General features: G+C 60.6%; 22 protein-coding genes and 1 tRNA gene. 13 read left to right on the top strand and 10 right to left on the bottom strand.

Annotation, left to right across the window (positions count from 1 at the left end; all coding sequences use genetic code 11):
- The 4 genes from atpD to GSQ80_RS01305 form a co-directional block, all read left to right on the top strand.
- Positions 1 to 1,237 (top strand): F0F1 ATP synthase subunit beta (gene atpD, locus GSQ80_RS01320; RefSeq protein ID WP_158785714.1); only part of this gene is annotated, 1,237 nt, incomplete at its 5' end.
- 2 nt (positions 1,238 to 1,239) lie between these two features.
- A complete protein-coding gene (gene atpC / locus GSQ80_RS01315) occupies positions 1,240 to 1,671 on the top strand; it encodes an ATP synthase F1 subunit epsilon (RefSeq protein WP_158785713.1) in 432 nt (143 codons plus the stop codon).
- 560 nt (positions 1,672 to 2,231) lie between these two features.
- Positions 2,232 to 3,518, top strand: coding sequence for a hypothetical protein (locus tag GSQ80_RS01310; protein WP_158785712.1), 1,287 nt, complete (start codon positions 2,232 to 2,234; stop codon positions 3,516 to 3,518).
- A 207-nt stretch (positions 3,519 to 3,725) separates the two neighbouring features.
- Positions 3,726 to 3,803, top strand: a tRNA-OTHER gene (locus GSQ80_RS01305).
- Between the two features lie 48 nt (positions 3,804 to 3,851).
- Here the strand turns inward: GSQ80_RS01305 and GSQ80_RS01300 are convergent.
- The 4 genes from GSQ80_RS01300 to GSQ80_RS01285 all read right to left on the bottom strand — a co-directional run bounded on the left by GSQ80_RS01300 (position 3,852) and on the right by GSQ80_RS01285 (position 8,674).
- Complete coding sequence (locus GSQ80_RS01300; RefSeq protein ID WP_158785711.1) at positions 3,852 to 5,099, bottom strand: DUF362 domain-containing protein; 1,248 nt, start codon at positions 5,097 to 5,099, stop codon at positions 3,852 to 3,854.
- Positions 5,100 to 5,202: 103 nt separating this feature from the next.
- On the bottom strand, positions 5,203 to 6,258 hold the full coding sequence (locus GSQ80_RS01295) for a LacI family DNA-binding transcriptional regulator (RefSeq protein WP_158785710.1): 1,056 nt from the start codon (positions 6,256 to 6,258) through the stop codon (positions 5,203 to 5,205).
- Between the two features lie 157 nt (positions 6,259 to 6,415).
- Positions 6,416 to 7,534: a sugar kinase gene (locus tag GSQ80_RS01290; protein WP_158785709.1), complete on the bottom strand. Its 1,119-nt coding sequence runs from the start codon at positions 7,532 to 7,534 to the stop codon at positions 6,416 to 6,418.
- Between the two features lie 30 nt (positions 7,535 to 7,564).
- The gene (locus tag GSQ80_RS01285; RefSeq protein ID WP_158785708.1) at positions 7,565 to 8,674 is read right to left on the bottom strand and encodes a cellulase family glycosylhydrolase; all 1,110 of its coding nucleotides are present in this window, start codon (positions 8,672 to 8,674) and stop codon (positions 7,565 to 7,567) included.
- A gap of 225 nt (positions 8,675 to 8,899) precedes the next feature.
- On the opposite strand from GSQ80_RS01285, the gene GSQ80_RS01280 reads away from it, so the two are divergent.
- From GSQ80_RS01280 to GSQ80_RS01260, 5 genes are all read left to right on the top strand, one after another.
- Positions 8,900 to 9,706, top strand: coding sequence for an SDR family NAD(P)-dependent oxidoreductase (locus GSQ80_RS01280; RefSeq protein WP_371315678.1), 807 nt, complete (start codon positions 8,900 to 8,902; stop codon positions 9,704 to 9,706).
- A 103-nt stretch (positions 9,707 to 9,809) separates the two neighbouring features.
- The gene (locus GSQ80_RS01275; protein ID WP_158785706.1) at positions 9,810 to 11,183 is read left to right on the top strand and encodes an MFS transporter; all 1,374 of its coding nucleotides are present in this window, start codon (positions 9,810 to 9,812) and stop codon (positions 11,181 to 11,183) included.
- Positions 11,184 to 11,298: 115 nt separating this feature from the next.
- The gene (locus GSQ80_RS01270; RefSeq protein WP_158785705.1) at positions 11,299 to 12,291 is read left to right on the top strand and encodes a zinc-dependent alcohol dehydrogenase family protein; all 993 of its coding nucleotides are present in this window, start codon (positions 11,299 to 11,301) and stop codon (positions 12,289 to 12,291) included.
- A 96-nt stretch (positions 12,292 to 12,387) separates the two neighbouring features.
- A complete protein-coding gene (locus tag GSQ80_RS01265; RefSeq protein WP_158785704.1) occupies positions 12,388 to 13,614 on the top strand; it encodes an acetate/propionate family kinase in 1,227 nt (408 codons plus the stop codon).
- A gap of 120 nt (positions 13,615 to 13,734) precedes the next feature.
- Positions 13,735 to 16,134 carry a phosphoketolase gene (locus tag GSQ80_RS01260; RefSeq protein ID WP_254059383.1) on the top strand — a complete coding sequence of 800 codons (2,400 nt, stop codon included), beginning with the start codon at positions 13,735 to 13,737 and terminating at the stop codon, positions 16,132 to 16,134.
- 90 nt (positions 16,135 to 16,224) lie between these two features.
- Here the strand turns inward: GSQ80_RS01260 and GSQ80_RS01255 are convergent, their stop codons facing one another.
- Together GSQ80_RS01255 and GSQ80_RS01250 are read right to left on the bottom strand one after the other, a co-directional pair.
- Positions 16,225 to 17,391: a citrate synthase gene (locus tag GSQ80_RS01255; RefSeq protein ID WP_158785702.1), complete on the bottom strand. Its 1,167-nt coding sequence runs from the start codon at positions 17,389 to 17,391 to the stop codon at positions 16,225 to 16,227.
- Positions 17,392 to 17,508: 117 nt separating this feature from the next.
- Positions 17,509 to 18,546 (bottom strand): FAD-binding oxidoreductase, encoded by a 1,038-nt coding sequence (locus GSQ80_RS01250; RefSeq protein WP_158785701.1) that lies wholly within the window; start codon positions 18,544 to 18,546, stop codon positions 17,509 to 17,511.
- Between the two features lie 226 nt (positions 18,547 to 18,772).
- On the opposite strand from GSQ80_RS01250, the gene GSQ80_RS01245 reads away from it, so the two are divergent.
- The gene (locus GSQ80_RS01245) at positions 18,773 to 19,648 is read left to right on the top strand and encodes a hypothetical protein (RefSeq protein WP_254059382.1); all 876 of its coding nucleotides are present in this window, start codon (positions 18,773 to 18,775) and stop codon (positions 19,646 to 19,648) included.
- A gap of 67 nt (positions 19,649 to 19,715) precedes the next feature.
- Here the strand turns inward: GSQ80_RS01245 and GSQ80_RS01240 are convergent, their stop codons facing one another.
- From GSQ80_RS01240 to GSQ80_RS01225, 4 genes are all read right to left on the bottom strand, one after another.
- Positions 19,716 to 20,309, bottom strand: a complete 594-nt coding sequence (locus GSQ80_RS01240; protein WP_158785700.1) for a hypothetical protein — start codon at positions 20,307 to 20,309, stop codon at positions 19,716 to 19,718.
- Positions 20,310 to 20,360: 51 nt separating this feature from the next.
- Positions 20,361 to 22,196 carry a PHP domain-containing protein gene (locus GSQ80_RS01235; RefSeq protein ID WP_158785699.1) on the bottom strand — a complete coding sequence of 612 codons (1,836 nt, stop codon included), beginning with the start codon at positions 22,194 to 22,196 and terminating at the stop codon, positions 20,361 to 20,363.
- A gap of 95 nt (positions 22,197 to 22,291) precedes the next feature.
- Complete coding sequence (locus GSQ80_RS01230; RefSeq protein WP_158785698.1) at positions 22,292 to 22,507, bottom strand: cold shock domain-containing protein; 216 nt, start codon at positions 22,505 to 22,507, stop codon at positions 22,292 to 22,294.
- Between the two features lie 212 nt (positions 22,508 to 22,719).
- Positions 22,720 to 23,304 carry an NUDIX hydrolase gene (locus tag GSQ80_RS01225; protein WP_254059381.1) on the bottom strand — a complete coding sequence of 195 codons (585 nt, stop codon included), beginning with the start codon at positions 23,302 to 23,304 and terminating at the stop codon, positions 22,720 to 22,722.
- A gap of 215 nt (positions 23,305 to 23,519) precedes the next feature.
- Here GSQ80_RS01225 and bshC point away from each other — a divergent pair, with 215 nt between their 5' ends.
- The 3 genes from bshC to GSQ80_RS01210 are packed head-to-tail and all read left to right on the top strand — an operon-like array spanning position 23,520 to position 25,807.
- Positions 23,520 to 25,166 carry a bacillithiol biosynthesis cysteine-adding enzyme BshC gene (bshC, locus tag GSQ80_RS01220; RefSeq protein ID WP_158785696.1) on the top strand — a complete coding sequence of 549 codons (1,647 nt, stop codon included), beginning with the start codon at positions 23,520 to 23,522 and terminating at the stop codon, positions 25,164 to 25,166.
- A gap of 40 nt (positions 25,167 to 25,206) precedes the next feature.
- Entirely contained in the window at positions 25,207 to 25,452 is a 246-nt protein-coding gene (locus GSQ80_RS01215) for a superinfection immunity protein (RefSeq protein ID WP_158785695.1), read from the top strand.
- Between the two features lie 46 nt (positions 25,453 to 25,498).
- Positions 25,499 to 25,807: a hypothetical protein gene (locus GSQ80_RS01210; protein ID WP_158785694.1), complete on the top strand. Its 309-nt coding sequence runs from the start codon at positions 25,499 to 25,501 to the stop codon at positions 25,805 to 25,807.
- Positions 25,808 to 25,855: the final 48 nt, after the last annotated feature.

Below are 25,855 nucleotides of genomic sequence, written 5' to 3'. Positions count from 1 at the left end.
GGGCCTGGTGCGCGGCATGAAGGCCATCGACACCGGCGGGATGATCACGGTGCCGGTAGGCCGCGAGACACTGGGCCGCGTGCTCAACGTCCTTGGCGAGCCTGTGGACGAGCTTGGTCCCGTGAACACCAAGGTGCGGATGCCTATTCATCGGCAAGCGCCGGCGTTCGACGAGCAGTCGACCTCGGAGGAGATGTTCGAGACCGGCATCAAGGTTGTTGACCTGATCCTGCCGTTCTTGAAGGGCGGCAAGATTGGTCTGTTCGGCGGCGCTGGCGTGGGCAAGACCGTTGTCATTCAGGAGCTGATCAACAACGTTGCCCAGCAGCATGGTGGCTTCTCGGTGTTCGCCGGCGTCGGCGAGCGTACCCGCGAGGGCAACGATCTCTGGCATGAGTTCCAGGAGTCGGGTGTTATCGACATCAACGACTTCAATAAGAGCAAAGCAGCGCTGATCTATGGCCAGATGACCGAGCCGCCGGGCGCGCGTCTCCGCGTCGCACTGACCGGCCTGACCGTCGCTGAATACTTCCGCGACGAAGAGGGTGCGGACACGCTGCTGTTCATCGACAATATCTTCCGCTTCACGCAGGCGGGTTCCGAGGTCTCGACGCTGCTTGGGCGTATGCCTTCGGCCGTCGGCTACCAGCCGAACCTTGCCACCGAAATGGGTGAGCTGCAGGAGCGCATTACCTCGACGAAGAAGGGCTCCATCACTTCGGTACAGGCTGTGTACGTACCTGCCGACGACATTACCGATCCGGCGCCGGCAACCACCTTCGCCCACCTCGACGCAACGATGCTTCTGTCGCGTCCGCTGTCGGAGCTGGGCATCTATCCGGCTGTCGATCCGCTGACCTCGACCTCGCGCATCCTGTCCGCACGTATTGTTGGTCAGGAGCACTACGATGTTGCGCAGGGCGTGAAGAAGATCCTGCAGCGCTACAAGGATCTGCAGGACATCATCGCGATCTTGGGTATCGACGAGCTTTCGGAAGAGGACAAGCTCACCGTGTCGCGCGCCCGCAAGGTGCAGCGCTTCCTCTCGCAGCCGTTCCATGTCGCCGAAATCTTTACCGGCATTCCTGGAGCGTATGTGAAGGTCGAAGACACCGTGCGCAGCTTCAAGGAGATCATCGAAGGCAAGCACGATGATATTCCGGAGCAGGCGTTCTATCTCAAGGGCGGCATCGAGGATGTACTCGCGGCAGCCGAGAAGCTGAAGGCGACGGCTTAACCATGGCTGAGGCTGGAAACAATTCGGGGCTGCTGACGGTACGGCTGGTAACGCCGGACCGGGTGCTGCTGGATGCTACGGCGACGGCGGTCGAGTTACCGTCGATGTCGGGCTACATGGAGACGCTGTACGGCGCGGCGCCGCTGCTGGCGGAGCTGGGTGCGGGCGAGGTGCGTCTGCATGGCGGCTCGGCTGGCGAGCAGACCTTCTTCGTGGCCTGGGGCTTTGCGGAGGTGCTGCCGGAGCGGGTGACCATCCTGGCGGAGACCGCGTTGCATCCTGATGAGATTGATCCCGCCGAGGCTCAGGCTGAGCTCCAGCATGGTCAGGAGCTTTGGGACCAAGCTGGCGACGATCAGGCCAAGTATGACGAGGCCAATGCCGTGACGCGCGTCGCCGAAGAGAAGATCGCGAGCGCGCAAGGGAAGCATTGAGTCGCTGAAAATTTGTTGAAGCAGCAAAGCCTCGCGCAAGCGGGGTTTTTTGTTGCACGCGAAGGTTGAGCGTTGGAGGCACCCCCCCCCACCCCCTCCCCCATACTTTGTCCCCAAAGTAGTCTCTGCAAACGAGTTAGGTGGCAAAAGTATGACTTGGGTACGCTTGGAATGGCTCCTAAAGTAGGCCAATCAGAGACTTTAAGGGTAAAAGTACCCTTCTAAAGACTTTAGCCGCGCATTCGAGCGAGTGTTCCGCAATTTAGCGCGCGGAGGTGTGCACGCGACTGCTGATTGGGGACGGATTGGAAGAGGCACTACTTCAATTGTAGCTAGTTGGAGGGGGTAACTATGCCAAGTTTGGGAAAGATTTATCGCTAGTGTTCATGCGGGTTTTGGCGTTATTGGGAGGCCTCGGGGGCTTGACAGGTTTCTGCCACCACCCTGCGCAAAGCGTTTCCTGAATGATTCGATTATGCTTCAGTGGATCTGCATTTCGATCGCGCTCGGAAGCGGGCCGGTGGAGCGTGTGTCCACGCCCGCGGGAGGCAAGACGGAAGATGAGACCGACAAAGCAGTGGGTGGTGCTGCTGATCTGTGTGGCATGGAGCGGGGGATGGGCGCAGTCGCGGCAAGTGGTGTGCGACCGGGGAACCGGGCACTTCGAGGCGAGTTTTCCGACTGCCGTGACATTGCGCGTAGGTGCGGTCAGGAACGGAGGATTTGCCACTCGAGCCTGCGAAGCGGTGCTGCGCTGGGGCAACGAGAGGGCGGTGGTGGTGCAGACGGCAGCGCAGGTGGATATCGACGTGCTTGGAGCCGACCTGGGGTTAGGCGTGCCGGTGGCTGCCTTTGTGGTGCGGCCCGCGCAGGATGACTGGAACGCGCACTATGAGATCTGGTCGATGGAGAGGAAGCCGCGGCACCTGCTGACGCTCACGGGCGGACAGTCGTATCGAGCGGTCGATGCGGAGTTCAATGGGCAGGTGGCGATCTGGACGACGGATGCGGGGGCGGTGGAGGGTTTTGACGGGCTGGAACGTGCAGACTTCACGTCTCCTCCGGTGCTGGCGCTGCGGTTTGAGCACGGACGGCTGCTCGACGTGAGTGCGTGGTACCGCGCGCTGTATGACCATCAGATTGCAGCGCTGCGTGACGGCGTGACGGCGAAGGAGTTGGAGGAGTTTCGAAGCAGCGACGGGCAGCTCAACTCCGGCTCGGTTCGGACTGAGGACGAGGTTCGGCTGCGGAAGACAAAGGCGGCGGTGCTGGAAATCGCGTGGGCTTACCTGTACAGCGGCAGGCAGGAACGGGCGTGGGCAGAATTGGAGCGTGCGTGGCCGGCTGGCGACGTGGCGCGAGTGAAGGCAGCGATGATGGCGGCACGTGCGCGCGGAATCGAGACACAGGTGGCGAAGGTGGCGTCTGCGGCGCTGCCGCCTAAGTGGATGGAGAGGCCTGCGGTGTACGAGTATCTGAAGTCAGATCCGTCGCAGCAGAACGGTGGCCGGATGATGTACGGTGCTCTGGGAGTGAGTGGGCACGAGGGCCCGGTGCTCGTAAAGGACGAGCGATCGACGGGGCTTTATGCCGCGGATAAGGAGCCAAAGGCAATTCTGATGTGGAGGCCGCCACCGACGGAATCGGAGCAGTCGTTAGCACAGGGAGTGGAGACCGTTCTGCTAACGATTGATGCTGCCGGCAAGGTGGAAGCGGCGAGGATGCTGGCACCGGGAAGCGATCCGGAGTTAGTGCAAGCGGCAAGGGACTGGAAGTTTATCCCTGCTACGGAAGACGGAAGACCCGTGGCGTATCAGCTGAAGATGAATGTGCGGTTGCTGCGATAATTTGCCGATGCACTCCTCGCGGCAGTGTTGGGATCCGCTTCAGCACCGCGTGGCGTGAGTTGCAAAATGCTCCTGCGTCCGCGAGACTAGGGAGAGCAGGTTGTTTCCCGCCTTCGTGGTGGACGGGCGCTTCGAGGCCCGTTGGGGATGTCCACCCCTTATAATCAGCAACGGCTTAGGCAGCAATCAGGAATGCCTTAAGCGAATGTCCCCGTCGTCTAGTGGCCCAGGACGACACCACACTCATGGTGTAAACACGTGGTTCGAATCCCGTCGGGGACGCCAAACGTTTTCCTGGTCAGCGAAGCCCTGTAGCTCCCCTCAGCTCCGCAATCAGCCTACCTGGAAGAGCTCGATCCCATGCGCCTTTCCTAAATTGCCCGAGTACTTCTTGTCTGTTCCATTGTTCCAATGCTCGTGAACGCCAAGACTGCGGCAGCGGATGCCGTCGCGTTCAGGATCGTAAAACGTCTTCGAAGGCGGATCATTCGCCAGAGCAGCTTCGCGCAGATAATTGTCGGCATTCTTAATGTCCACAAGCTCAGGCCATTCCGAGGTCAGAAAATCGAAGCCGACTGAATCGACTGCGACGCCGTCCAGCGACATGAAGATGCTGCTTGGCCAGGCATCGTTGAACGGGGCCATCTTCCATTTGCGCATGGGTGGTCCATCCGCGTTCTGGCTTCCATAGAGGGCGTCGACGATGAAGAGCATTGTCTTCTCGCCAAGATCCTTGTGACCGAGAAAATCCACGAATGCCGAGTAACTGGGCGAGCCGTCGTGGTTAGGCGGGAAGCCGTCGTGCGCGTTTTTGCGCCAGTCCGGGTTGATGCTGGTGGCGCCGAAGAGGTTCTTGGCGCAAAGTGTGATGCCTGAACTCACATGGCCTTTGAGCAGTGCCGCATCGATTAGGTAAGTTGCCTCGACGACCGTGGTATCGAGTCCCGAAGCATTGCGGCTGGGAACCGAGAAGGGGATCGCGTTGGCCTTGAACTCGGCCTTCTGTCGCCCGTCGCCGCCAATATGGTCTACGAACACGACGCCGGGAAACTCACCGTGAATCTTGTCGTAGAGATTGCCTGGGATAAACCGGCTGGTGTCGAAGACGGTGATCGACGCTTGCGGTACTTTTCCCGGACCGGTCAACTGGCGGACGAGCGCAAGAATGAGATGGGGCGACGAGTTGAGACGGTCGATCGTGCCATGATCCGTAGTGTTGTTCAGGTTCGGTTTGATTGCGACTTTCTCGCCCGCCTTGTATCCGACGTTGCCGCGATCGTGAGTGCGATTGAAATAGCGGAAGATGGCGTTCCATGCCTGGGCGTCGCTCTTTTGATTGGTGAGACCGCGGATGGAACGGGAGACCATGCGGTCAATCGCAGCCTGGTTGTTGTTGGCGTCGGCCCACCAGGAACCTGTTCCGTCCCAGCTCACAGCCGCCGGATCGTGTGCCCAGGTGACTCGACCGGGAACTACGCCGCGGGGAACACCCATTGGGGAAAGCGCAGGGTCGAATAAGGAAGAACCCATGCTGCTTGCAGCTGCAATCGACAGGGCGAATTCCCGGCGCGTCATTACCATTTTGCTTTACTCCTCTGCATACAAAACTTGTGCTTCGCTGGTGAACTTGCGGCGCGCGGCGACCCTGACCTGCCCGGAAATTGTACCAGCGGGAGGGGAGGTTCTAGCGTGCTACCGGTGCGGTGGATTCGCGGACGATGAGTGCTGGCTTGACGGGGATGCTGGAGGCGTATTGCGCGGCGGGGTTGGCGATGCGGTCCAGCAGGATGCTGGCGGCGAGCTTGCCCATGTGCTTGAGCGGCTGACGGATGGTTGTCAGACTCGGCACATGAAATTCAGCTGAAACGATGTCGTCGAAGCCGATGACGGAGACGTCGTTGGGCACGCGCATGCCGGACTCGTGCAGTACGCGCATGGCGCCGATGGCGGCGGTATCGTTGAAGCAGATGAGGGCGGTGAAGTCGCGGGTGGCGGAGAGCAGGCGTTGGGTGGGCTCGTAGCCGATCTGCGGGGTCCATCCGCCGACCACGAGTTGCACGGTGCGCTCCGGGGTGGGCTCGACGCCGAATTCGCGGGCAACCTGCATCATGGCCTCCCAGCGGAAGTCGGTGTCCATGACGGAGCGGTGGCCCTTCATGAAGGCGATCTTGCGGTGGCCGAGGTCGTAGAGGTGGCGGATGGCCAGGCGAGCGGCGGCGCGGTGGTCGATGAAGACGTTGGTGACGCCCTCCTTCTCCTTGTGGCCGGAGATGGTGACGACGGGCAGCGGAGTGTCGAAGTCGGCGTTGGTGTTGAGCAGCAGCAAGCCCTCGGCACCGCGATTCATCAGCAGCTCCGAGTACTCCTTGACAAGCTTCTGCTTGCCGTAATGGCAGGCGGTGAAGTAGAGGAAGTGCTTCTGCAGGAGATAGCGCTCGACTCCATCCATGACGACGGTGAAGTAACCTTCGCTATGTTCGGGGACGATGACGCCGACCGAATCGCTGCCGGTTTTATGAAGATTCAGAGCGAAGTAGCTCGGCCGGTAGTTGAACTTGCGTGCCGCTTCATGGACCCGGCGGCGCGTTTCCTCGGTCAGGTTCTTGGCCAGGGGGGCATCGTTCAGAACGAAGGAGACGGTGGTCTGCGAGACGCCAAGATACGTGGCGAGGTCCTTGAGGCTGGTCCGTTTCTTGGGAGGCAGAACGGGGTCTGGCGGACTCGGCGGCTTCGTTCTCATGCGTCGCTCCGTGGCTCGGTCTCGAACCATCTCACGTTCGGTCTGGGAATGTCCTTCACAATCGCTTGAGTATACAAGGCTTATCAGACCAAAGAGATAGACAATCGTTTGTCGTGGTACCTGCGATTGTACAGGGTGGGTTGGCGACAGAGGGAATTCAGCGAAGCGTGCCGGGAAGGCTGCCGCTCATGAGGCGCTCGACCTCGGGGAGAGTGGCCATGGAGGCGTCCCCGGGGGTGGTCATGGCGAGCGCCCCGTGAGCGATGCCGCAGTTGAGCGACCAGGCGAGATCCTTGCCGCTGAGGAGGCCATAGATCAAGCCGGCCGCGAAGGAGTCACCGCCGCCGACGCGGTCGAGGATGTCGAGATCTTCGAAGGCAACGCCGGCAATGGCTTTGTTGTCGGCGAAAGCAAAGGCGCTCCAGCTATTGCGATTCGCGGTGTGAGGGCGGCGGATGGTGGTGGCAAGGACCTTGATGTTCGGGTACTCGGCGACAACGCGTTCCGCCATAGGCGCGAAGGTGTCGAGCGTGTGCCAGGCAGGGCGGTGGGCATCCTCGCCGAGCGCTGCAGCTACGTCGCCTTCGTGGCCGAAGAATACGTCGACCTGGGGAAGGATGGAGCGGTTGACCTCGACGGAGCGCTCACGCCCTCCGCGAGACTTCCACAGCGAGGCGCGATAGTTGCCGTCGTAGCTGACGATCGTGCCGTGGCGGCGAGCGGCGGCGATGGCTTCGCGCACAACCTCGGTCGCGTCTTCCGAGAGCGCGGCCATGATGCCGCCGGTGTGGAACACTCGCACACCTTCCGTGCCGAAGAGTGCGTCCCAATCGATGGTGCCGGGCTTTAGCTGCGATATAGCCGTGTGGCCGCGGTCCATCATGCCGAGGCCCGCGCGGACGCCGAAGCCGCGCTCGAGGAAGTAAATGCCGTTGCGCGCATCGCGGCCAACGCCGTCGAAGGGCGACCATTGGATGTGCGAGGTGTCGACGCCACCTTGCAGGATGAGGTCTTCGACCAGGCGGCCGACGGGGTTGTCGACCAGCGCGGTGGCAATGGAGGTGCGCAGGCCAAAGCAGCGGCGAAGACCGCGGGCTACGTTGTACTCGCCGCCACCCTCCCACACGCGAAAGCTGCGCGCGCCAACGATGCGGCCTTCGCCGGGATCGAAGCGCAGCATTACTTCGCCGAGAGAAACCAGGTCCCAGCGGCAAGCGGAGGCCGGACGGAGTGCGAGACCGTAGGGTGCGGGCAGCTGGTTGAGCGCTTCGTTCATGGCAGTTTGCTATCTCCAGGTGCGCTGCGGCTAGGGTGTTCCGCGGCCGGTGAGTTGGCGGATCAGGTCGACCTCATGCTGACGGTAGGGCGTGTCGTCCTGGCGAAAGACCTCGTGGAACCAGACGGTGGGTTGGGATAGGACGTAGGGGTGCTGCCACGAGTCCCACGGATAGTAGGTCTGGGTCTTGCCGGCGACGAGGCCCCAATTGATCGCCGCCACATGATACTGCTTGGCGATGGGCAGGCTGTTGTCGAAGGTGCTGCCAGCGCCGCGCGCCATGTACTCGGTGCAGATGATGGGGCGGCCGAGGGGTTGGAGTTCCTTGATGCGCGCTTCAAACTCTTCGGGCCAGCCGTAGTTGTGGAAGCTGATGACGTCGGATTCGGCGAGCTGAATTTTTGTGGTCGCGCTCTCACGGTCGGGGTGCGACCAGTCACCTATCCACACGCCGCTGGTGAGGGGCTGGGTAGGATGCTCTTCGCGCGCCCAGGCGAAGGCGAGGGGGAGAAGATGGTCGACGCGCTCGGTCTTGTGCGGCTGAGGGCCATATTGATCGGCGCCATTATCGGGCTCGTTCCACACATCCCACGCGAGAATGCGGGGATCGTTGGCGAACGCTCCGACGACGCCCTTCACGTAAGCTTCGAGCTTCGGCTCGGCGGCCGAATCGGTAAGCTCTGCCATGCCGGGGCTCTGCACCCAGCCGGAGTTATGCACGCCGGGAATGGGCGGATGCTGCGGGCCGAGCTTTGGGTTCGGATCCCAGCAGGAGTCGAATAGCACGAGGATGGGCTTGATGCCGTGCTTCGAGGCGATCGTGAGGAAGGCGTCAAGGCGCTGCTTGAAGCCTTCGGGATCCTGCTGCCAGAGCTGATCCTGCAGGAAGACGCGCATGGTGTTCATGCCGATGCCCTGCGCCATGCCAAGTTCTTTGTCGTTGAGCTGCGGGTTCCAGGTCGCGGCCTGAAACATTTCGAGCTGGTTGATCGCGTCGGAGGGAACATAGTTTGCGCCGACCAACCAGGGTTGTTGTGCGTACCACGCGTTTGCCTTTTCGGCAGACCAGCGCGCCGGGTGCTGGGCGATGGCTCCGCTCGACGCCAGCAACAGGCAAAGAATCCTTGCTCCTAACTTCATGTTTCCCTCACAGATTGGTCGACGTCAGTGCAACGAATTGATAGTAGTCGAATGAGCGGTGGGTTGGGTTATCCAATGCTCAATCAGCGGCGCGATATTCGTGCGGCAGCCAAACTATGCACGACCCGGGCAGTGCCGGCCGTCGAGGATCGCGCGATTCTCTGGCGCTGAGAGATCGGCTATGATGGGGCACAACGGTCGCGCACTATCGCGAGATTGTAGGAGCTGAATTCGTTGGAGACCCCTAGGAATGATCGATCGACCAGCACCTTCGATCTGTCCGGACGATGTGCCGTGGTGGTGGGTGGAACGTCCGGGCTAGGGCGCGAGATTGCGTTGGGTCTGGCGCGCGCCGGTGCGAATGTGGTGGCGAGCTCACGACGCAGCGAGCAGGTAGAGGAGGTCGCTGCGGCCATTGAAGCGGAGGGCCGGCGCACGTTGCGTTTGTGCTCGGATGTCTTGCAGCGGGATAGCCTGGAGGCGCTGCATGCTGGCGTCCTGCAGGAGTTTGGGAGCGTGGAGATCCTGGTGAACGCCGCCGGCATTACAGCGCGCCTGCCGACGATCGATTGTCCGGAAGAGACCTGGCAGCGCATCTTCGATACGAATTTAACTGGCACGCTGCGGGCCTGCCAGATCTTTGGCCGAACGATGCTGGAGCAGGGACGCGGCAGCATCATCAACATCGCTTCACTTTCAAGCTTCGTCGCGTTTCACGAAGTGGCAGCGTACGGCGCAAGCAAGGCTGGCGTTGCCGCACTGACGAGGTCGCTGGCGGTAGAGTTTGCGGCGAAGAACGTGCGCGTGAATGGGATCGCGCCGGGAATCTTTCCTACCGACCTCAATCGCGAGCTGCTGTTCACGACGGCGCGCGGCCGCGAAGAGATTCTTCGCACACCGATGGCCCGCTTCGGCCGTCTGGAAGAGGTGGCGGGCGCGGCGGTGTTTCTTGCGTCTGACGCAGCATCGTTTGTGACCGGCGAGATTCTTACGGTGGATGGCGGATATCTTGCAAGCGGCGTGAATCAGTAGCGACTGCGGAAATTTCGGACGCAAGAAGTGGCGCGCGGATGCTTGCAGCCAATCGTAGTGTGCCTTCGATATACTTCATTGCATTCCGTGGAGTTCGAACAAAATGTCCCTTGTAGTTTCTAGATCAGACGACCAGCAATTCACCTCGCGTCCCGCTGAGTCGAACATTCGCTGGTTTGTATGCCTGCTGCTATTTTTGGCGACGACGATCAACTACATGGACCGATCGGTCCTCTCGCTGATCGAGCCGCTGCTTCACTTGCCGTTCATGGGCTGGCTTCCGGGCGTGAGCGCCGCGTATCAGTCGGGGTATCACCTCAACTATGGGCACATCGTCGAGTGCTTCCAGATTGCGTACGCGGTGGGTTTTCTGGTCGCAGCGCCGTTCATCGACAGGCTCGGCACAAAGGTCGGCTACGCGGTGGCGATCGGCGTGTGGGCGCTGTCGTCGATCAGCCATTCGCTGGTGCATTCGGTCCTTGGCTTCTGCATCGCGCGCGCGTGTTTGGGGCTGGGCGAGTCGGGCAATTTTCCTGCGGCGATCAAGGCGACCAGCGAATGGTTTGCCAGCGAAGATCGCGCGCTGGCTATCGGGCTGTTCAACTCCGGCGCGAACGCGGCATTCTTTATTGCGCCGGCGATTGTGCCTCTCGTGACGCTGCACTTTGGCGGCTGGCGCGCCGCGTTCCTCGCCACTGGCGGCATGGGACTTTGCTGGCTGGTCCTGTGGCTGGCGTTTCCATACAACCGGTTACGTCGCGGCTTGACCACGACCCAGGCGGATCTGCGGCGCGTGGTGCCGAACGTTACGGGTAAGAAGCTCTATGGGATTCTCCTGCGCAACCGCGGGCTGTATGCGTTCTCCATTGCAAAAGGGCTTACCGATCCGGTGTGGTGGTTCTATCTTTTTTATCTGCCGATGTATTTGAACGACAACTACGGTTTGAGTTTGAAGCAGGCGTACTGGCCGATTGTTGTGGTGTATGCGGTTTCGTCGGTGGGATCGTTTTTGGGCGGAGGCCTTTCGGGGCTGCGCATGAAGCGCGGCCACACCGTGAACAGCGGGCGCAAGTTTGCGATGCTGGTCACCTCCCTATGCGTGCTGCCGCTGATGCTGGTTCCGCACATGCACAAGGTGTTTGCACACAATGCGTGGCCGGCGGTGGCGCTGTTTGCGCTGGCGGCCGCAGCGCACCAAGGCTGGTCGGCGACGTTATTCGCGACACCTACGGACATGTTTCCGTCGACCTCGGTGTCGACCGTGGTGGGTATCGGCGGAGCGGTAGGGTCTCTCGGCGGAGCACTCTTTACGGTGTTGGTCTCGCACATGCTCTCGCTCCATCCGCTAGTGATCTTTGCGATGGCGAGTGGGGCCTATGTAGTCTCGTTGCTGATCTTCCAGCTGCTGGTTCCGAGGATTGGCTTGTCTCCGAAGGGTGATGGTGGTGTCGATGTGTGGGCGGAGACGAACGGATAACGGCGACTTGTGATGGGAGCGTCGCGCCGTACAGCGTCCATCGGCATCCAACGGAGTGAGTAAAGCCGCGTGAGATCTCGCGGGCAATCCTTCGCTTCCCAGGAGATTCGTTCTGATGAAAGCCGCCGTCTTCGATGGAGCCGTCCGTTCGCCGGGAGAGTTTGTGCGCATCGAGGATGTGCCGCGCCCTGAGATGCAGCCGGGACACCTGTTGCTGCGCGTGCTGGCGTGTGGCGTGTGCCGCACCGATCTGCACATCGTCGAAAGCGATCTGCCGCAGCTGAAAAATCGTTTGATTCCGGGGCATCAGATTGTGGGAGAGGTGGTCGAGGGAGCAACCGTGGAGATGCCGGTGGGAAAGCGCGTTGGCGTGTCGTGGATGGGCGGCGTAGATGGCGACTGCTGGTTCTGCAAACACGCGATGGAAAACCTCTGCGATCATCCGACCTTCACGGGCTACACGATTGACGGAGGGTACGCAGAGTACGTGTTGGTGCGTTCGGACTTTGCGTATCCGCTGCCGCCGGGACTCGATCCGGTGCATGTGGCGCCGTTGCTATGTGCGGGCATCATCGGATTTCGCAGTCTGCGCGTCGCGGGTGTTCAGCCGGGCGAGCGCGTTGGGCTCTTCGGGTTCGGTAGTTCGGCGGCGCTGGCAATCCGCGTGCTGCAGTCGTGGAGTTGCGAAGTGTATGTGGTAACGCGTGGCGAGAGTCATCGCAAGACAGCGGAATCTTTGGGAGCGAGGTGGGTCGGCGCCGAGGACAAGAAACCGCCGGTGGAGTTGGATCGCGCGATCACATTTGCGCCTGCCGGCAAGGTCGTCGTGGATGCGTTGTCCAGTTTGCGCAAAGGCGGAGTAGTGGCGATCAACGCGATCCACCTGGATTCCATGCCGGCCTTCGACTACGACAAGCTGCTTTGGGGCGAACGGCAGATTCGCAGCGTCGCGAATATGACGCGAGATGACGCGCGAGACTTTCTCAAGATTGCGCAGGAGCTGGCGATCCAGCCAAAGGTGGTAACTTTCTCGCTGGACGAAGCCAATAAGGCGCTCGTGGCGGTGAAGGATGAGACGGAAGCTGGATCGTCCGTCATCGTGATGTAATCCTCGTATGTTGTGATGGGAATGTGAACGCCGACACGAAGCCGGCGGTTTGCGGCAGCAAGTTCAAGTCAACGCGCGGGCAGGCAGGTACGCACGATGCAAATACTGGTGATCAACAGCGGATCGTCGTCGATCAAGTTTTCGATCTTTGAGGTGCAGACCCCCGTGGGCGGAGACGCGCCGACGATTACCCCACGCTCGTTGTTCGAGGGAGAACTCAGCGATATCGGAGAAGCCGAAAGCACGCTGGCGATTCATGCAGTCGGCGGAAGCGCGGAGAAGTCGGCGACGAAAAAGGTTGGGATCCACGGCGTGGAGCAAGCGATCGCCGAAGTGCTCGACGTGGTATCGGGCAGCTGCCTGCCAACGTTTGAGGCGGTTGGCTATCGGGTGGTGCACCCAGGACCGAAGCTGCGCGAACATGTGCGGATCACGCCGGAGGTGTTGGCTGATCTAGAGGCGGCAAGCGAGTTTGCGCCGCTGCATGATCCTGAGGCGGTGTTGATGATTCGCGCCTTCATAAAGAAATTTCCGACGCTGCCGCATTACGCCTGCTTCGATACGGTGTTTCACCAGACGATGCCGGCAGAGGCGAGCACCTATGCGCTGCCGCCCGAGTATGCTGCGCGCGGCGTGCGGCGGTATGGGTTTCATGGTCTGAGTTGCGAGTCGATCGTGCGCCAGTTGAAGCGCGCCGGCGATATCCCTCGGCGGATGGTGATTGCGCACCTGGGCAGCGGCTGCAGCGTCACCGCGTTGCTCGATGGATCTTCCGTGGACACGACGATGGGACTGACGCCGACCGGCGGCGTGGTGATGGGGACACGGCCAGGCGATCTTGACCCGGGCCTGGTGCTCTATCTGCTGCGCGAGGCGCCTCCGGGTGACCGAGCGGGGCAGGTGGAAGCGCTATTGAATCACGCGTCGGGCATGGTAGCGGTGAGTGGAATGGAGAACGATGTAAAGGCGATGCGCGAGGCGTCGGCGAACGGAAATATGCGCGCCACGCTGGCGCTGAAGATCTTTACCCGCAGCGTGACAAAGGCGTTCGGTGGGTTCAGTTGGCTGCTCGGAGGGCTGGACGCGATCGTGTTCACGGGCGGTATCGGCGAGCACGATCCAAATTCGCGAGCTGAAATTCTGGGTGGTTTGGCGGCGCTTGGCGTGAATATCGACCCAAAGCTCAACCAGGCGGCCGCGGGCGGCATCCAACGTATCAGTTCACAAGATTCTCCCACCGCGGTCCTTGTCGTTCCTGCCCGCGAAGACCAAATGATCGCCGTGCATGTGGAACAGATGGCGCGGCAAGCCGCACACAGATAGCTGCGATGTTCGAAGGCAAGCACTGTCAACCAGCGAAGGTATCAACGTCCAACCTACAAACATCGTGAGAACGGGGAACTTATGAACACAGATAATTCTGTCCACGCAGTAGCGGAGCCAATGGAATCTCAGGTCGAACCGTTGAGCGCGGATGAACTGCGCAGAATGGATGCTTACTGGCGCGCCTGCAACTACCTGTGCGCGGGCATGCTGTACCTCATGAAGAATCCTCTGCTGCGCGAGCCTCTAAAGCCCGAGCACATCAAGAATCGACTGCTCGGCCACTGGGGCAGCGATCCCGGCCAGACCTTTACGTGGGTGCATTTGAACCGGCTGATCACGAAGTACGATCTCGATACGATTTACATTTCGGGGCCGGGGCATGGGGCGCCTGCAACCTTGTCGAACAGCTACCTCGAGGGTGTCTATTCGGAGATCTATCCGGCGATCAGCCAGGATCTTGAAGGCCTGCAGAAGTTCATGAAGCAGTTTTCGTTTCCCGGTGGAATCGGCAGCCATTGCACGCCGGAGACGCCGGGATCGATTCACGAGGGCGGTGAGTTGGGATACAGCCTCTCGCATGGATTCGGCGCGGCGTTCGATAATCCTGACCTGATTGTGGCGGTGATGGTCGGAGATGGCGAGTCCGAGACGGGACCACTTGCGACCTCGTGGCACTCCAATAAATTTCTCAATCCGATCACTGACGGCGCGGTGCTTCCGATACTTCACCTGAACGGATACAAGATCGCAAACCCCACGATCCTCGCGCGCATTCCGCATGAGGAGCTGAACAGCCTGCTGATTGGCTATGGCTGGAAGCCGTATTACGTTGAGGGCGAAGATCCGGCAATCATGCATCCGAACATGGCGCACGTCATGGAGCAATGTGTGCTCGAGATTCGAGCGATCCAGCAGAAGGCGCGGTCGGCGCCGGCGGGAACGGCCGTGGAACGGCAACGGTGGCCGATGATTGTGCTGCGTTCGCCCAAGGGCTGGACTTGTCCGAAGGAGGTCGACGGACACAAGCTGGAGGGCTCATGGCGCGCACACCAGATGCCGATCCTCGATCCGAAGAGCAATCCGGAGCACCTGCGGCTGGTGGAAGAATGGCTGCAGAGCTATCGTCCCGAAGAGTTGTTTGATGATACCGGTGCGCTGATAGCCGAGCTGCGCGAACTTCCGCCCAAGGGTACGCGACGCATCTCCGGAAATCCGCACGCAAATGGTGGCGTGCTGCGCAAGCCGCTGGACCTTCCTGATTTTCGCGCGTATGCCGTTAAGGTGGAAGACCCGGCCAAGATTCAGGCGTCGTCGACTAGTGTTCTCGGCACGTTTCTCGCTGAGGTGATGCGAAAAAACATGACGAGCTTTCGGGTGTTTGGGCCGGACGAGACGGCTTCGAACAAATTAGACGGAATTTATGCGGCGAGCGAAAAGACGTGGCTTGAACAAAGATTGCCCTCGGATGATGACGGTGGATTTTTGTCCACCGATGGCCGCGTGATGGAGATGCTCAGTGAACACACCCTCGAAGGTTGGTTCGAAGGCTACTTGCTGACGGGACGGCATGGATTATTCGCGACGTATGAGTCCTTTGTGCATGTGATCGACTCAATGTTCAACCAGCATGCGAAGTGGCTGGAGAAGAGCAAGCTGGAGCTGCGTTGGCGGGCACCGATCTCGTCGCTTAACCTGCTGATCACGTCGCTGGTATGGCGTCAGGATCACAACGGATTTACTCACCAGGATCCAGGCTTCCTCGACCTCGTGACGAACAAGAGCCCGGCGGTCACGCGGATCTATCTGCCGCCGGATGCGAACTGCCTGCTCAGCGTGGCCGACCACTGTCTGCGCAGCACGAATTATGTGAATGTGATTGTCGCGGACAAGGCGCTGCACCTGCAATATCTACCGATGGATAAGGCTTCCGACCACTGCACCAAGGGCATCGGCATCTGGGATTTCGCCAGCAACGACCAGGGCGTTGAGCCGGACGTCGTGATGGCATGTGCGGGGGACATTCCAACGGCGGAAGCGTTGGCTGCGGTGGCCATTCTGCGCGAACGTTGCCCGGAGCTGAAAATACGGTTTGTCAATGTGGTGGATCTGTTCCGCTTGATGCCCGACACGGAACATCCGCACGGTCTATCGGAGCGTGAGTTCGACGGCTTGTTTACCAAGGACAAACCGGTGATCTTCAACTTCCATGCCTATGCTGCGCTGATTCACAAGTTCACGTACAACCGGACGAATCACGATAACTTCCACGTGCGCGGCTACAAGGAAAAGGGGAACATCAACACGCCGCTGGAGCTCGCGATCCTCAACCAGATTGATCGCTTCAACCTGGCCATCGACGTGATCGATCGTGTGCCCGCGCTGCAAGTGACGGCGGCGCACACCAAGGAGTGGCTGAAGGACCAGATCATTGACTCGATCTGCTACGCGAACGAGAACGGCATCGACCGTCCAGAGATCAATGACTGGAAGTGGCCAGCGCGACGCACGCAAATGTAGGTCCTGCGCGGACGGCGAGAGGCTTCGCGTGGCGGGGGTGAGCGCGATGGCTTTGGAGATGACCGGCGGCGACGGGCGCGGACCTAATGCCTACGCGCTGGGCTTCTCCGCGAGCTTGTGGGCCTCGGACGTGCGCTGCTCGATAGGAACATACGGAGCGGGGTACGCTGGGCCGGTGTAATTGGCGCGCGGGCGGATCAGGCGATTGTCGTCGTGCTGCTCGATCACATGCGCGCACCAGCCCGAGATGCGGCTTAGCGCGAAGATCGGCGTAAACAGATCGATGTCGATGCCCAAAGTCGTGTAGGTGCTGGCCGAGTAGAAATCGACGTTGGCGTTGAGCTTCTTCTCCTCTTTCACGAACAGCTCGATCTTGCGCGACATCTCATACCACTTGGGATTAGCGTCCTTGCCGAGGTCCTCGGACATGCGACGCAGGTGCGTGGCGCGCGGGTCTTCGGTGGTGTACACGCGATGGCCGAAGCCAGAGATCTTTTCCTTGTTCTCGATCATCGTGCGCACGTGCTCGACGGGATCTTCACCGGCCTGGTCGATGGCGTAGAGCAGGTGCATAACGGCCTCGTTCGCCCCGCCGTGCAGCGGCCCCTTCAGTGCGCCGATCGCTCCCGTGATGGCCGAGTGCAGATCCGAGAGCGTTGCCGCGATCACGCGCGCCGCAAAGGTGCTGGCGTTGAGCTCGTGGTCGGCATGCAACACCAGCGCGACGTCGAGCGCCTTGGTCGCAGTCTCCGAGGGCTTTTCACCGTTGAGCATCCAGAGGAAGTTTGCCGCGTGTGAGAGCGAGGTGTCCGGCTTCACAATCTCTTTGCCCTTGCGGATGCGGTCGAAGAACGCGATGATCATGGCGATCTGCGCGGTGAGGCGGAAGCTCTTGCGGATGTTGGCGGTATGCAGCACCGACTTTTCGTCAGGGTCATAAATAGAGAGCAGCGAGACGGCAGTACGCAAAACCTCCATCGGGCTCGCGGTCTTGGGCAGCCGGGTGAGGAAGTCAATCACGTCGTCGGGCAGTTGCCGCGCGGCCGCTAGCTGGTGCGAAAAATCATTGAGCTCCGCAGCGGTCGGCAGGCTTCCATTCCAAAGTAAAAAAGTCGTCTCTTCGAAGGACGACTTTTGCGCGAGCTCGTGGATGTCGATGCCACGATACGACAGAATTCCTTTGCCTCCGTCGATGAAACAAATCGAGGAATCATTGGCAATGACGTCTTGCAAACCCTTGGGTGCGACGGTGGACATAGGTGCAGCTCTCCTGAAAACCTCATGCTTACGCAGTACCCTGCGATTATCGGGCAGCTTAGAAGTGGTTGTCACGAGAGTCTGGCCGAATATCGATTTGGGCAATCGATTAGCTCTCTAGCCGGTGACGGAGCAGGCAAAGCGCAGCGGCGAAAGCGCCGAAATATCGATGCATGGGGCCTTGCCTTCGAGCACGTCGGCCATCACCAGGGCCGTGCCCGGCGCCTGCAGGATGCCGTTACGATAGTGCCCGGTCGCGATGAATTGCCCGGGACGGGAACATGCTCCCAATATGGGCAGCTTATCCGGAGTGGCGGGACGCAGCCCTGCCCACGACTCAACCATGGGAGCTTCGGCTTCCGACGCCAGCTCCGGGATGAGCTTCGCCGCGAGCGCCCGCAGGGCGTCCAGATCGACGCCGTGTACCGACATATCGAAGCCGGCATTTTCCACCGTCGCGCCGATCAGCGCGGTGCCTGCCTGCGGACCGCGGGTGCGTGGGCAGATATAGATTCGCTCGCTGCGATGAACCTCGTCGAGCGGAAACGGCAGGCGCACGCGCAGCATCTGTCCCTTGCATGGCGTCACGGAGATTGGGTCGTTATCCAGCGCCGCCATTACTTCAGAGGTCCACGCACCGGCCGCGTAGACGACCGCCTGAGCATTGATTGCCGTGCCGCCGTTCAGTCGAATTGTGGCGCCGCCGGAGTTCTGATCCGCGGCGGCAATCTGCGTATGTTCGAGCAGCCGAATCGACGTCGCATTCACCGCAGCGCGCAGGGCTGCGGCCAGTTGCCGAGGGTCGAGCGAGTGTTCCGCCAGCCGTACCGTCGACCCATCCTCGAGGTATTGCACCGTGGTGTTTGTCTGGAAGGGAACCGCAATACCGGAAAGCGCTTCCAGCCGGCCAAGAAACGCGGGATAGCGTTCGGCGCTCAGCCGAGAGAGTTCTTGAAGTTCAGGAGGATTGCCCGGATCGGCGGCGGCGAGCATCCCAGCCGCGGCCGTGGAGGCGCCCCCCAGGCTCTGTCCGCGATCGACGACCGTCACCTGTGCGCCGCGATCAATCAGTTCCAGCGCAATCGCCAACCCAATCAATCCGGCGCCAATCACGACGATGTCGGGAGTCCGGGTTGAATCGAAACGGAGGCTCATCTGCTCTCATTATCCATCGCTTCCTCCGGTCGTCAGAGGTTGCGTCAATTGATACCTCGTCATACGATCCACCGGGATTGGTTAGACGCGAACGTACAATCAAGGTCACCCTCGGTTTTGGCCGCTTTTAACGTCCTCATCCGAGCGGAATCTGCATCTTATCGTTCAGGTTAACTCTGAGCGAATTCACGCTGAAAGAGCGCACCTGCAAGGAGGAAGTCAACGAATGAGCCTGTTAGATGACAATGGAAGCACAACTCATGACACCTACGTGGAGCACAAGCCGGCAACATGGCTGGTAGGTGTTGCGGTTGCGGCGTTGATCGTCGCCTTGGGTGGCCTGGCCTGGAGTTTCGGGCTGCAGAGCCATCTGACGGATGCGGAGTCCAAGCTTTCTGCCGCGACCGCGCAAAACGCAGCGCTTTCGGAAAAGATAGACGACACGAATGAGCGCATGAAGGCCCAGGGCCAGGCGCTGGCTCAAAGCGTTGGTCTGACTCAGAAGCAGCTCCAGGACAAGTCAGATGAACTCGTAGCCGCCGAGCAGAAAGAGGCGATCCAGACGCAGCGCTTAGCACGCGAGCAGAAGGCGACCGCGCAGCAGGTTGGCGCGGTTCAGACTGATGTTTCGAGCGTGAAGACGGATGTTGGTGGCGTAAAAACAGATGTTGCCAGCACGAAGGCAGATCTCGACGCAACCAAGACCCAGCTTAACCGTGTGATGGGCGACGCCGGCGTGATGAGCGGCCTGATTGCTACCAATCACACTGAGCTGGAGGAACTGAAGCATAAGGGGGACCGCAACTACTACGAGTTCACCCTCGACAAGGGTGCGGGTGCCAAGAACGTCGGGACCATCAAGATCGATCTGAAGAAGATTGATGTGAAGCGCTCCAAGTTCACGCTGGTGGTTAGCTCGGATGACCGGAGCATCGAAAAGAAGGACCGGACACTCGACGAGCCCATCCAGTTCTACTCTGGAAAGACGCCGGCTCTCTTTGAGATCGTCGTAAACAACATCGGCAAGAAGACGGTTTCGGGTTATCTCAGCACGCCGAAGAATGCGCCTGAGCCGATGGCCGCTCCCAGCGCTGGTCAGTAATCACCTTACAAACCACGTTTGCTTTGAAGGGGCTGCACAGACACTGTGCAGCCCCTATTTTTGATGGTTACGGCAGAGGGACGTTGATCGGCGCGGCGTCGTGCGCGAGATGCACGGTCAGCGTCGCCGACTTCTTTGCACGCCATTGCTTCTCCGTTGTCTGTGGGAACAGCAGAACGACGGTGCCGGCGCGGGTGGTTCCTGCTGCGATCGCATCCTCAAACTCAAGCGGCGGCGGGGCAGGCGCGCTGACCAGCGGAACGATCTGTGGAAACGTCTGTTCCAACCGCGGCAGATCGAGCGGCGGGACCACCGTCGCTTCCAGCGTCGAACCATCCTCGTTGGTCATCGTGGAGGAGGTGTTGGTCAGGAAGATCGGCAGGCGCAGCTTGTCCTGAATTCTCAGCGTAGCAACCACATAGACATCGTCCTCAGACGCCGCAGCCGCGCCGACGATCTGACTGCTGCTGGGTGTTTGCTTGAACTCTGTGTGCGGCGCGAAGACCTCGGTCTTCTGCACGGTAATCTCCGCTGTCTTGCGGGGATTTAGCATGTAGACCGCCACGCCGACCGCGGTCATCACAATGCCGGCGATGACGAGCATAGGGATCAGGCGATGATTGTCGGGCGGGGGTGCGAGTGTGAGATCGGGTTCAGGCATCTTCCACAGGATAGCGCGCGGCGGTAGCTCAGGATAGCTCGCGGCGCTGGCTCAGGTTCTTCGCAGCGCTGCCAGCAGCTCCTCAACAGGACGCGTGTTGAGGACATCGCCCGGACTCAGCCACGCCTGACGCAGTTGCACAATTCCGTGGTCGATCTGATCGAGCTCGTCGGTCACGTGCGCGTCGGTGTTCACCACGATCTTGCATCCATGTTCTTTGGCAAGGCGCAGATTCAAGTCGTTCAGATCTGCACGCGCCGGCGCTGCATTGTGTTCGACGGCGACTCCCAGGCGCGCCGCAGCCGGTAGCAATTGGGCAAGGTCGATCTTGTACCCCTCGCGCTGCAGCACCTTGCGGCCAGTGGGATGGCCGAGGATATGCACGTGCTTGTTTTCAGCAGCCCGCAACACGCGCGCCGTCACTTCTTCCGCAGTCTGGTTGAAGCCGGAATGAACGCTCGCGACCACGATGTCGAGCTGCGAAAGCGTCTCGTCGGCTAAATCCAGCGAGCCATCGAGCAGGATGTCGACTTCGACACCGGCGAGAATACGGAAGGGAATCGCCGGCTTGATTACATCGGTTTCGTTGTTCTTCAACCGAGCTTCGTAGCGTTCCCACTGCGGCCCGCGTCCTGCGGCAAACTCTGCAGCGAGCTCGGCGGAGGCCTCGCGAATGCGGCGTGCATGGGCAAGCGCGCGTGTGTCGTCCATGCCATTGGTCATCGCCAGGTTCTTGGAGTGGTCGGTGATCGCAATGTATTCCAGCCCGCGATCGATCGCGGCCTCGGCCATCTCGCGGATCGAGTTGCTGCCATCGGACTCAGTGGTGTGCATGTGCAGATCGCCGCGTATGTCGCCGCGGACGATCAACTGCGGCAGCGTATGTTTCGCCGCGGCCTCAAGTTCACCGCAGTTCTCGCGCAGCTCAGGAGGAATGTAATCGAGATCCAGCGCGTTATAAATCTCCTGCTCGGTAGCTGCCGCCACGACCACATTGTCCTCGAGCCGGAGCAACGCATATTCACTCAGGGTAAGGCCACGTTTGATCGCCCGCTGACGCAGTGCCACGTTATGCATCTTCGAGCCGGTAAAGTATTGCAGCGCGGCGCCGTAACTGGCGCGCGGGAGCAGTCGCACGTCCACCTGCAGGTTGTTGCGCAGGGTGAAGCTAACCTTGTTCTGGCCGCGCGCCAACAGCTTGTCAATGAGCGGCAGTGTCGCCACATGCTCGACCGCTGCGGCAACGACGTCGGGTTCGCACGCTGGGCCGGTCACCAGCAAATCAAGATCGCCGACCGTCTCGCGGCCGCGGCGCAGGGAGCCTGCTGGAGTGATCGTCTCAATCCCCGGGAACAGTCGAATGAGTTCGCTGATACGTTCCGCATGTTGGCGCGCCACGTCGATGCGAAAGCGGGAAGAGTTCTTGCGATAGTCCTCAATCCCCTTGAGCAGCTTGTCGGTAAACTTCTGGCCCATGCGCGGCAGTGGCAGCAGATCGCCGCGCTTGGCAGCTTCCTCAAGGCCATCGATATCGCTCACGCCCAGCGCGGAATAGACGAGCGCCACCGTCTTCGGGCCCATGCCGGGCAGCCGCAACAACTCCAGCATGCTCGCCTTGTAGCGCTGCAGCAATTCTTCGCGCAGGGGCATCGTTCCGGTCGCCACCAGGTCACGGATATTCGCCGCCATCCCTTTGCCGATTCCGGCAATAGCCAGCAACGCTTTCGGATCTGCATCCTCCGTCGCGAGCGTGGCAAGTTGTGTGGTCTGCTGTTCCACCGCTTCCGCGGCGCGGCGATACGATCGGACACGAAACGTGTCAGCCGCGTCGATCTCCAGCAGTGCCGCTGTTTCATCAAGCAGCCGAGCGAGGGTAATGTTGTCCATAAAAAGTCGAAGTCCGGGCCAAAGGTGCAACGCGGCCCGGATCTGCTTCGATTGTAAAGTTTTGGCCGTTCCCCAGCGAATCGCGGCCTTGTGCGCTAAACCGACTTCGTCCGCGTGACCTGGTCCGCTTGCGGACCTTTCGTTCCCTGAATCACGTCGAACTCCACCTCGTCGCCCTCCTTCAGCGTTTTATAGCCCTCCAGCTTGATGGAACTGTAATGTACGAAGACGTCGGGGCCATCCTCACGCCCCAGAAATCCGTAGCCCTTTGCGTTGTTGAACCACTTAACTGTCCCTTTGTACTGTGCCATGGGTCCCTTACCGTGCTCGAAATATACCTTCCGCGTGGCCGGAAGATGTTACAGGGTATGACGCAAATACGAGCACTTAGGCGGCCTGAGGATATTCGGGAATCGTCAGATTCCAGACCGTACGACCTCTTTTTTCTTATGTCGCCTTGCAAACATAAAGGCAAAATGAATATTTTGACCGGGAATGGCCTTTGGCGGAGCTACAGCAAGGCTCAGCGCTGCGCAGACTTCGAGCGCCACAGATCGTCATAGATCAACACGCCGATCAACGTCTTTCCGTCCTCGATCTTGCCCGAGCGAATAAGCCGTAGAACCTCGGACAGCGGCGTCATGTGCAATTCAATCTTCTCGTCTTCCTCGGGCGCGGCTTCGCCCTGGGTAAGGCCCTCGGCCAGCAGAATCGTCATCGTCTCGGTCAAGAAGCCCGGGCTCGCGTAGTAGTTGCAATGGTGTGACCAGCGTTTCGCTCGGTAGCCGGTCTCCTCGATGAGTTCGCGCTTACCAGCAGGAACCAGCTTTTCTCCAGGCTCAATCCGGCCAGCCGGCAACTCCAGCATCAGCTTGCCGGCTGCGTGACGATACTGCCGGATCAATAGGATGCCCGGGTCCTTCGGGTTCGTCTCCGTATCGACGGCAAGAATAACCACGGAACCGTTGTGGCGGATCACATCACGGGTCGCCTTCACGCCGCCCGGCTCCTCCACCTCGTCCCGCGTCACCCAGAAGACGTTGCCTTGGTACACGGTTTTGGACGATACGGTTCGGCCACGGCCCGTCAGCTTGACCGGCTTCGGCACAACCGTAGTAGACGTCTTTGCCGGGCTCTTCTTCGCAGGGCTTGATTTTGCCGGGGACGGGGAAGTGGGCTTAGGCTTTTTAGCAGTCGAGGTCTTTTTGGTTCCCATGACCGTACAGTACACGACGCGCCCGGACCGGCGCACGCGAGGATTTGCTGCATCGGAGCCCCGCCTCGAGCATCCAAAGAGTCTCAGGATGAGAGACTAAAACCTGCATGGACTCCCAGTGTTACCCCATCTCGACGCTGCCCGGCACCACGCCGCTCTTCCGCGACTTCGCGGATCACGCCGCCGCTTCGCATCCGGCGGCTCTGCGGCGCTGGTATCCGTCCAACCCGTTTTCGATGGACTGGGCCAGCACTTCACCCACCCTTGATACCTCTCACCGCAGCCGCCTCGCGGAAGCGTTGCGTGTGCAGGCTGAAAACTTCTCCGCCGGCGAGGCTGTCTTCGCCAATATCGAGCGCCTCAAGCAAGGCGCTGCAGCCGTTGTCACTGGCCAGCAGGTCGTCTTGTTTGGAGGCCCGCTGCTAACGCTTCTCAAGGCCGCCACCGTCATTCGCAAAGCGCAGGATGCAACGAAAGCCAGTGGCCGCGATCACGTTCCCATCTTCTGGCTGGCCACCGAGGACCACGATCTCGCCGAGGTCGATCAACTCGCGCTGCTCTCCAAGACCGCGGTAGAAACCCTGAGCCTGGGCCTCAAGGCGGCGCGCCCGTTTCCGGTGGGCACACTGCCCGTCGATGGCGGCAGCGATGAGGGCCTCAAGCGTCTGGAGGCCACTCTCAACCAGGCCAGCGAGCTGCTCGCCTGGGCGCCCATCAGCAATGTGTTGCGCGAGTGTTACACCCCCGGCGCAACACTCGCCTCAGCCTTTGGCCGGCTCCTCACGAAGATTTTTGCCGAGTATGGATTGATCGTCATGGACGCTGCCTCACGCGACTTCCACGCCATGGGCTCCAGTGTTCTGCAAGCCGCGCTCGAGCGTGCCGACGAACTCGAAGATGCGTTGCTTGTGCGCTCGCAGGATCTCGAGGCCGCCGGATATCACGCGCAGGTGCTGGTCACCGCCGACCATTCGCTACTCTTCCTCATCGATGCCGAGACCGGCGCACGCCTGCCGTTGCGTCGAACCGCCGACGGTGAGTGGAAGGCCGGTGCACACGGCTACACCACTGCGGAGTTGCTGCAGATTCTTGCTGCCGAACCAGAGCGCCTGAGTCCCAACGCGCTCCTGCGACCCGTCTTCCAGGACACCATTCTGCCCACTGCCGCCTATATCGGTGGCCCAGCCGAGATCGCCTACTTTGCGCAGTCGGAGGTGCTGTACAGCCGCATCCTCGGTCGCGTAACGCCGGTGCTGCCACGGCTGATGGCAACGCTGGTAGAGCCGGCGATCGTGTCCGCCATGGCCGCGCACGAGGTGCAGTTTCCGCAGGTGCTCGAGGCGAAGACGGTCGCGAACCTGGCTCTTCGCCTCGCCGCCCGCGCCATGCCCATCGAAGGCAAGCGCAAAATCGCAGCCGTTGGCAGCTCCATGGACGCCGAGCTCACTGCGCTCACCGAATACATGACCTCGATGAGCGCCGACCTCGGCCGCGCTGCCGGCGTCTCTGCCAGCAAGATGCGCTACCAGATGAACCGCCTGCGCCGCATGGCTGCGAACTTCGAGCTGCAGAAGCAGGCATCGCTGCACAAGCACGCGACGGCCATCATGCTAAGCCTGTACCCGGACGGCCACCTGCAGGAGCGCCTGCTCGGCGGCGTATGGTTCCTCGCCCGATACGGCGACGCGCTGCCCTCGCTCCTGGTGAGCCATGCTTCCCAGGAATGCCCGGGGCATCGAGTTGTATTCCTCTGACCTCTATACATAAGTAACTACGTGCGCGATACTTTCGGGCATGACCTTTCTTTTGGGATTACCAATCCTGGTGTTGGTCCTGATCGGCGTCGTCGCGTTCTTCATCCACTTCCTCCCAACCTTCGTCGCGGGATCCCGCCACGTTGAGAACTTCTGGTGGATCTTCCTGATTAATCTCTTCTTTGGCTGGACGTTGATCGGCTGGGTCCTTGCCCTCGTATGGGCCGCAAACGACACACCTCGCTTCGTCTACAGGTATGTGCCGCCGCCGCCGTACAATCGATAGAGACGTTTCCAGCAAATGCCGGAGGCTGTTTTAGTCGAGGTTTGTTATGGGATTGAGCGACCAGCCATTTGAAGTGATGTGCCCGGATTGTGGCGGGATGTTGAAGGTGGACCCGGTCAGCCGGTCGGTGATTGCGCATACCCCCGCCCCGCGCAAGAAGACCTTCGAGGACTTCGGCGCCGCTGCGAAAGCCCTGAAAGAGCAGGACGCCCGCCGCGAATCCATCTTTGCGCAATCCGTCCAGGCGGAAAAAAACAAGGACGATGTGATGGCCAAGAAGTTCGCTGAGGCCGTCAAGAAGGCCAAAGAGTCGCCGAACACAGGTAAGCCAATTCGCGACTTCGACCTCGACTAGGTCCTTTGCGGTCGGCGAGAGTTGAGAGATCCGACGACTGAGTGCCAC

Source organism: Granulicella sp. L46, from assembly GCF_009765785.1.
GTDB lineage: Bacteria > Acidobacteriota > Terriglobia > Terriglobales > Acidobacteriaceae > Granulicella.
Note: the sequence above shows the minus strand (reverse complement) of the source record. Positions and strands in the feature narration are given on the sequence as shown.

Coding starts and splice junctions, on each gene's coding strand:
- GSQ80_RS01215 (WP_158785695.1), top strand. CDS start 25,207: ATGACCTTTCTTTTGGGATTACCAATCCTGGTGTTGGTCCTGATCGGC.
- GSQ80_RS01240 (WP_158785700.1), bottom strand. CDS start 20,309: ATGCCTGAACCCGATCTCACACTCGCACCCCCGCCCGACAATCATCGC.
- GSQ80_RS01255 (WP_158785702.1), bottom strand. CDS start 17,391: ATGTCCACCGTCGCACCCAAGGGTTTGCAAGACGTCATTGCCAATGAT.
- GSQ80_RS01210 (WP_158785694.1), top strand. CDS start 25,499: ATGGGATTGAGCGACCAGCCATTTGAAGTGATGTGCCCGGATTGTGGC.
- GSQ80_RS01265 (WP_158785704.1), top strand. CDS start 12,388: ATGCAAATACTGGTGATCAACAGCGGATCGTCGTCGATCAAGTTTTCG.
- GSQ80_RS01260 (WP_254059383.1), top strand. CDS start 13,735: ATGGAATCTCAGGTCGAACCGTTGAGCGCGGATGAACTGCGCAGAATG.
- GSQ80_RS01270 (WP_158785705.1), top strand. CDS start 11,299: ATGAAAGCCGCCGTCTTCGATGGAGCCGTCCGTTCGCCGGGAGAGTTT.
- GSQ80_RS01230 (WP_158785698.1), bottom strand. CDS start 22,507: ATGGCACAGTACAAAGGGACAGTTAAGTGGTTCAACAACGCAAAGGGC.
- GSQ80_RS01290 (WP_158785709.1), bottom strand. CDS start 7,534: ATGAACGAAGCGCTCAACCAGCTGCCCGCACCCTACGGTCTCGCACTC.
- bshC (WP_158785696.1), top strand. CDS start 23,520: ATGGACTCCCAGTGTTACCCCATCTCGACGCTGCCCGGCACCACGCCG.
- atpC (WP_158785713.1), top strand. CDS start 1,240: ATGGCTGAGGCTGGAAACAATTCGGGGCTGCTGACGGTACGGCTGGTA.
- GSQ80_RS01310 (WP_158785712.1), top strand. CDS start 2,232: ATGAGACCGACAAAGCAGTGGGTGGTGCTGCTGATCTGTGTGGCATGG.
- GSQ80_RS01235 (WP_158785699.1), bottom strand. CDS start 22,196: ATGGACAACATTACCCTCGCTCGGCTGCTTGATGAAACAGCGGCACTG.
- GSQ80_RS01245 (WP_254059382.1), top strand. CDS start 18,773: ATGAGCCTGTTAGATGACAATGGAAGCACAACTCATGACACCTACGTG.
- GSQ80_RS01285 (WP_158785708.1), bottom strand. CDS start 8,674: ATGAAGTTAGGAGCAAGGATTCTTTGCCTGTTGCTGGCGTCGAGCGGA.
- GSQ80_RS01295 (WP_158785710.1), bottom strand. CDS start 6,258: ATGAGAACGAAGCCGCCGAGTCCGCCAGACCCCGTTCTGCCTCCCAAG.
- GSQ80_RS01275 (WP_158785706.1), top strand. CDS start 9,810: ATGTCCCTTGTAGTTTCTAGATCAGACGACCAGCAATTCACCTCGCGT.
- GSQ80_RS01300 (WP_158785711.1), bottom strand. CDS start 5,099: ATGGTAATGACGCGCCGGGAATTCGCCCTGTCGATTGCAGCTGCAAGC.
- GSQ80_RS01250 (WP_158785701.1), bottom strand. CDS start 18,546: ATGAGCCTCCGTTTCGATTCAACCCGGACTCCCGACATCGTCGTGATT.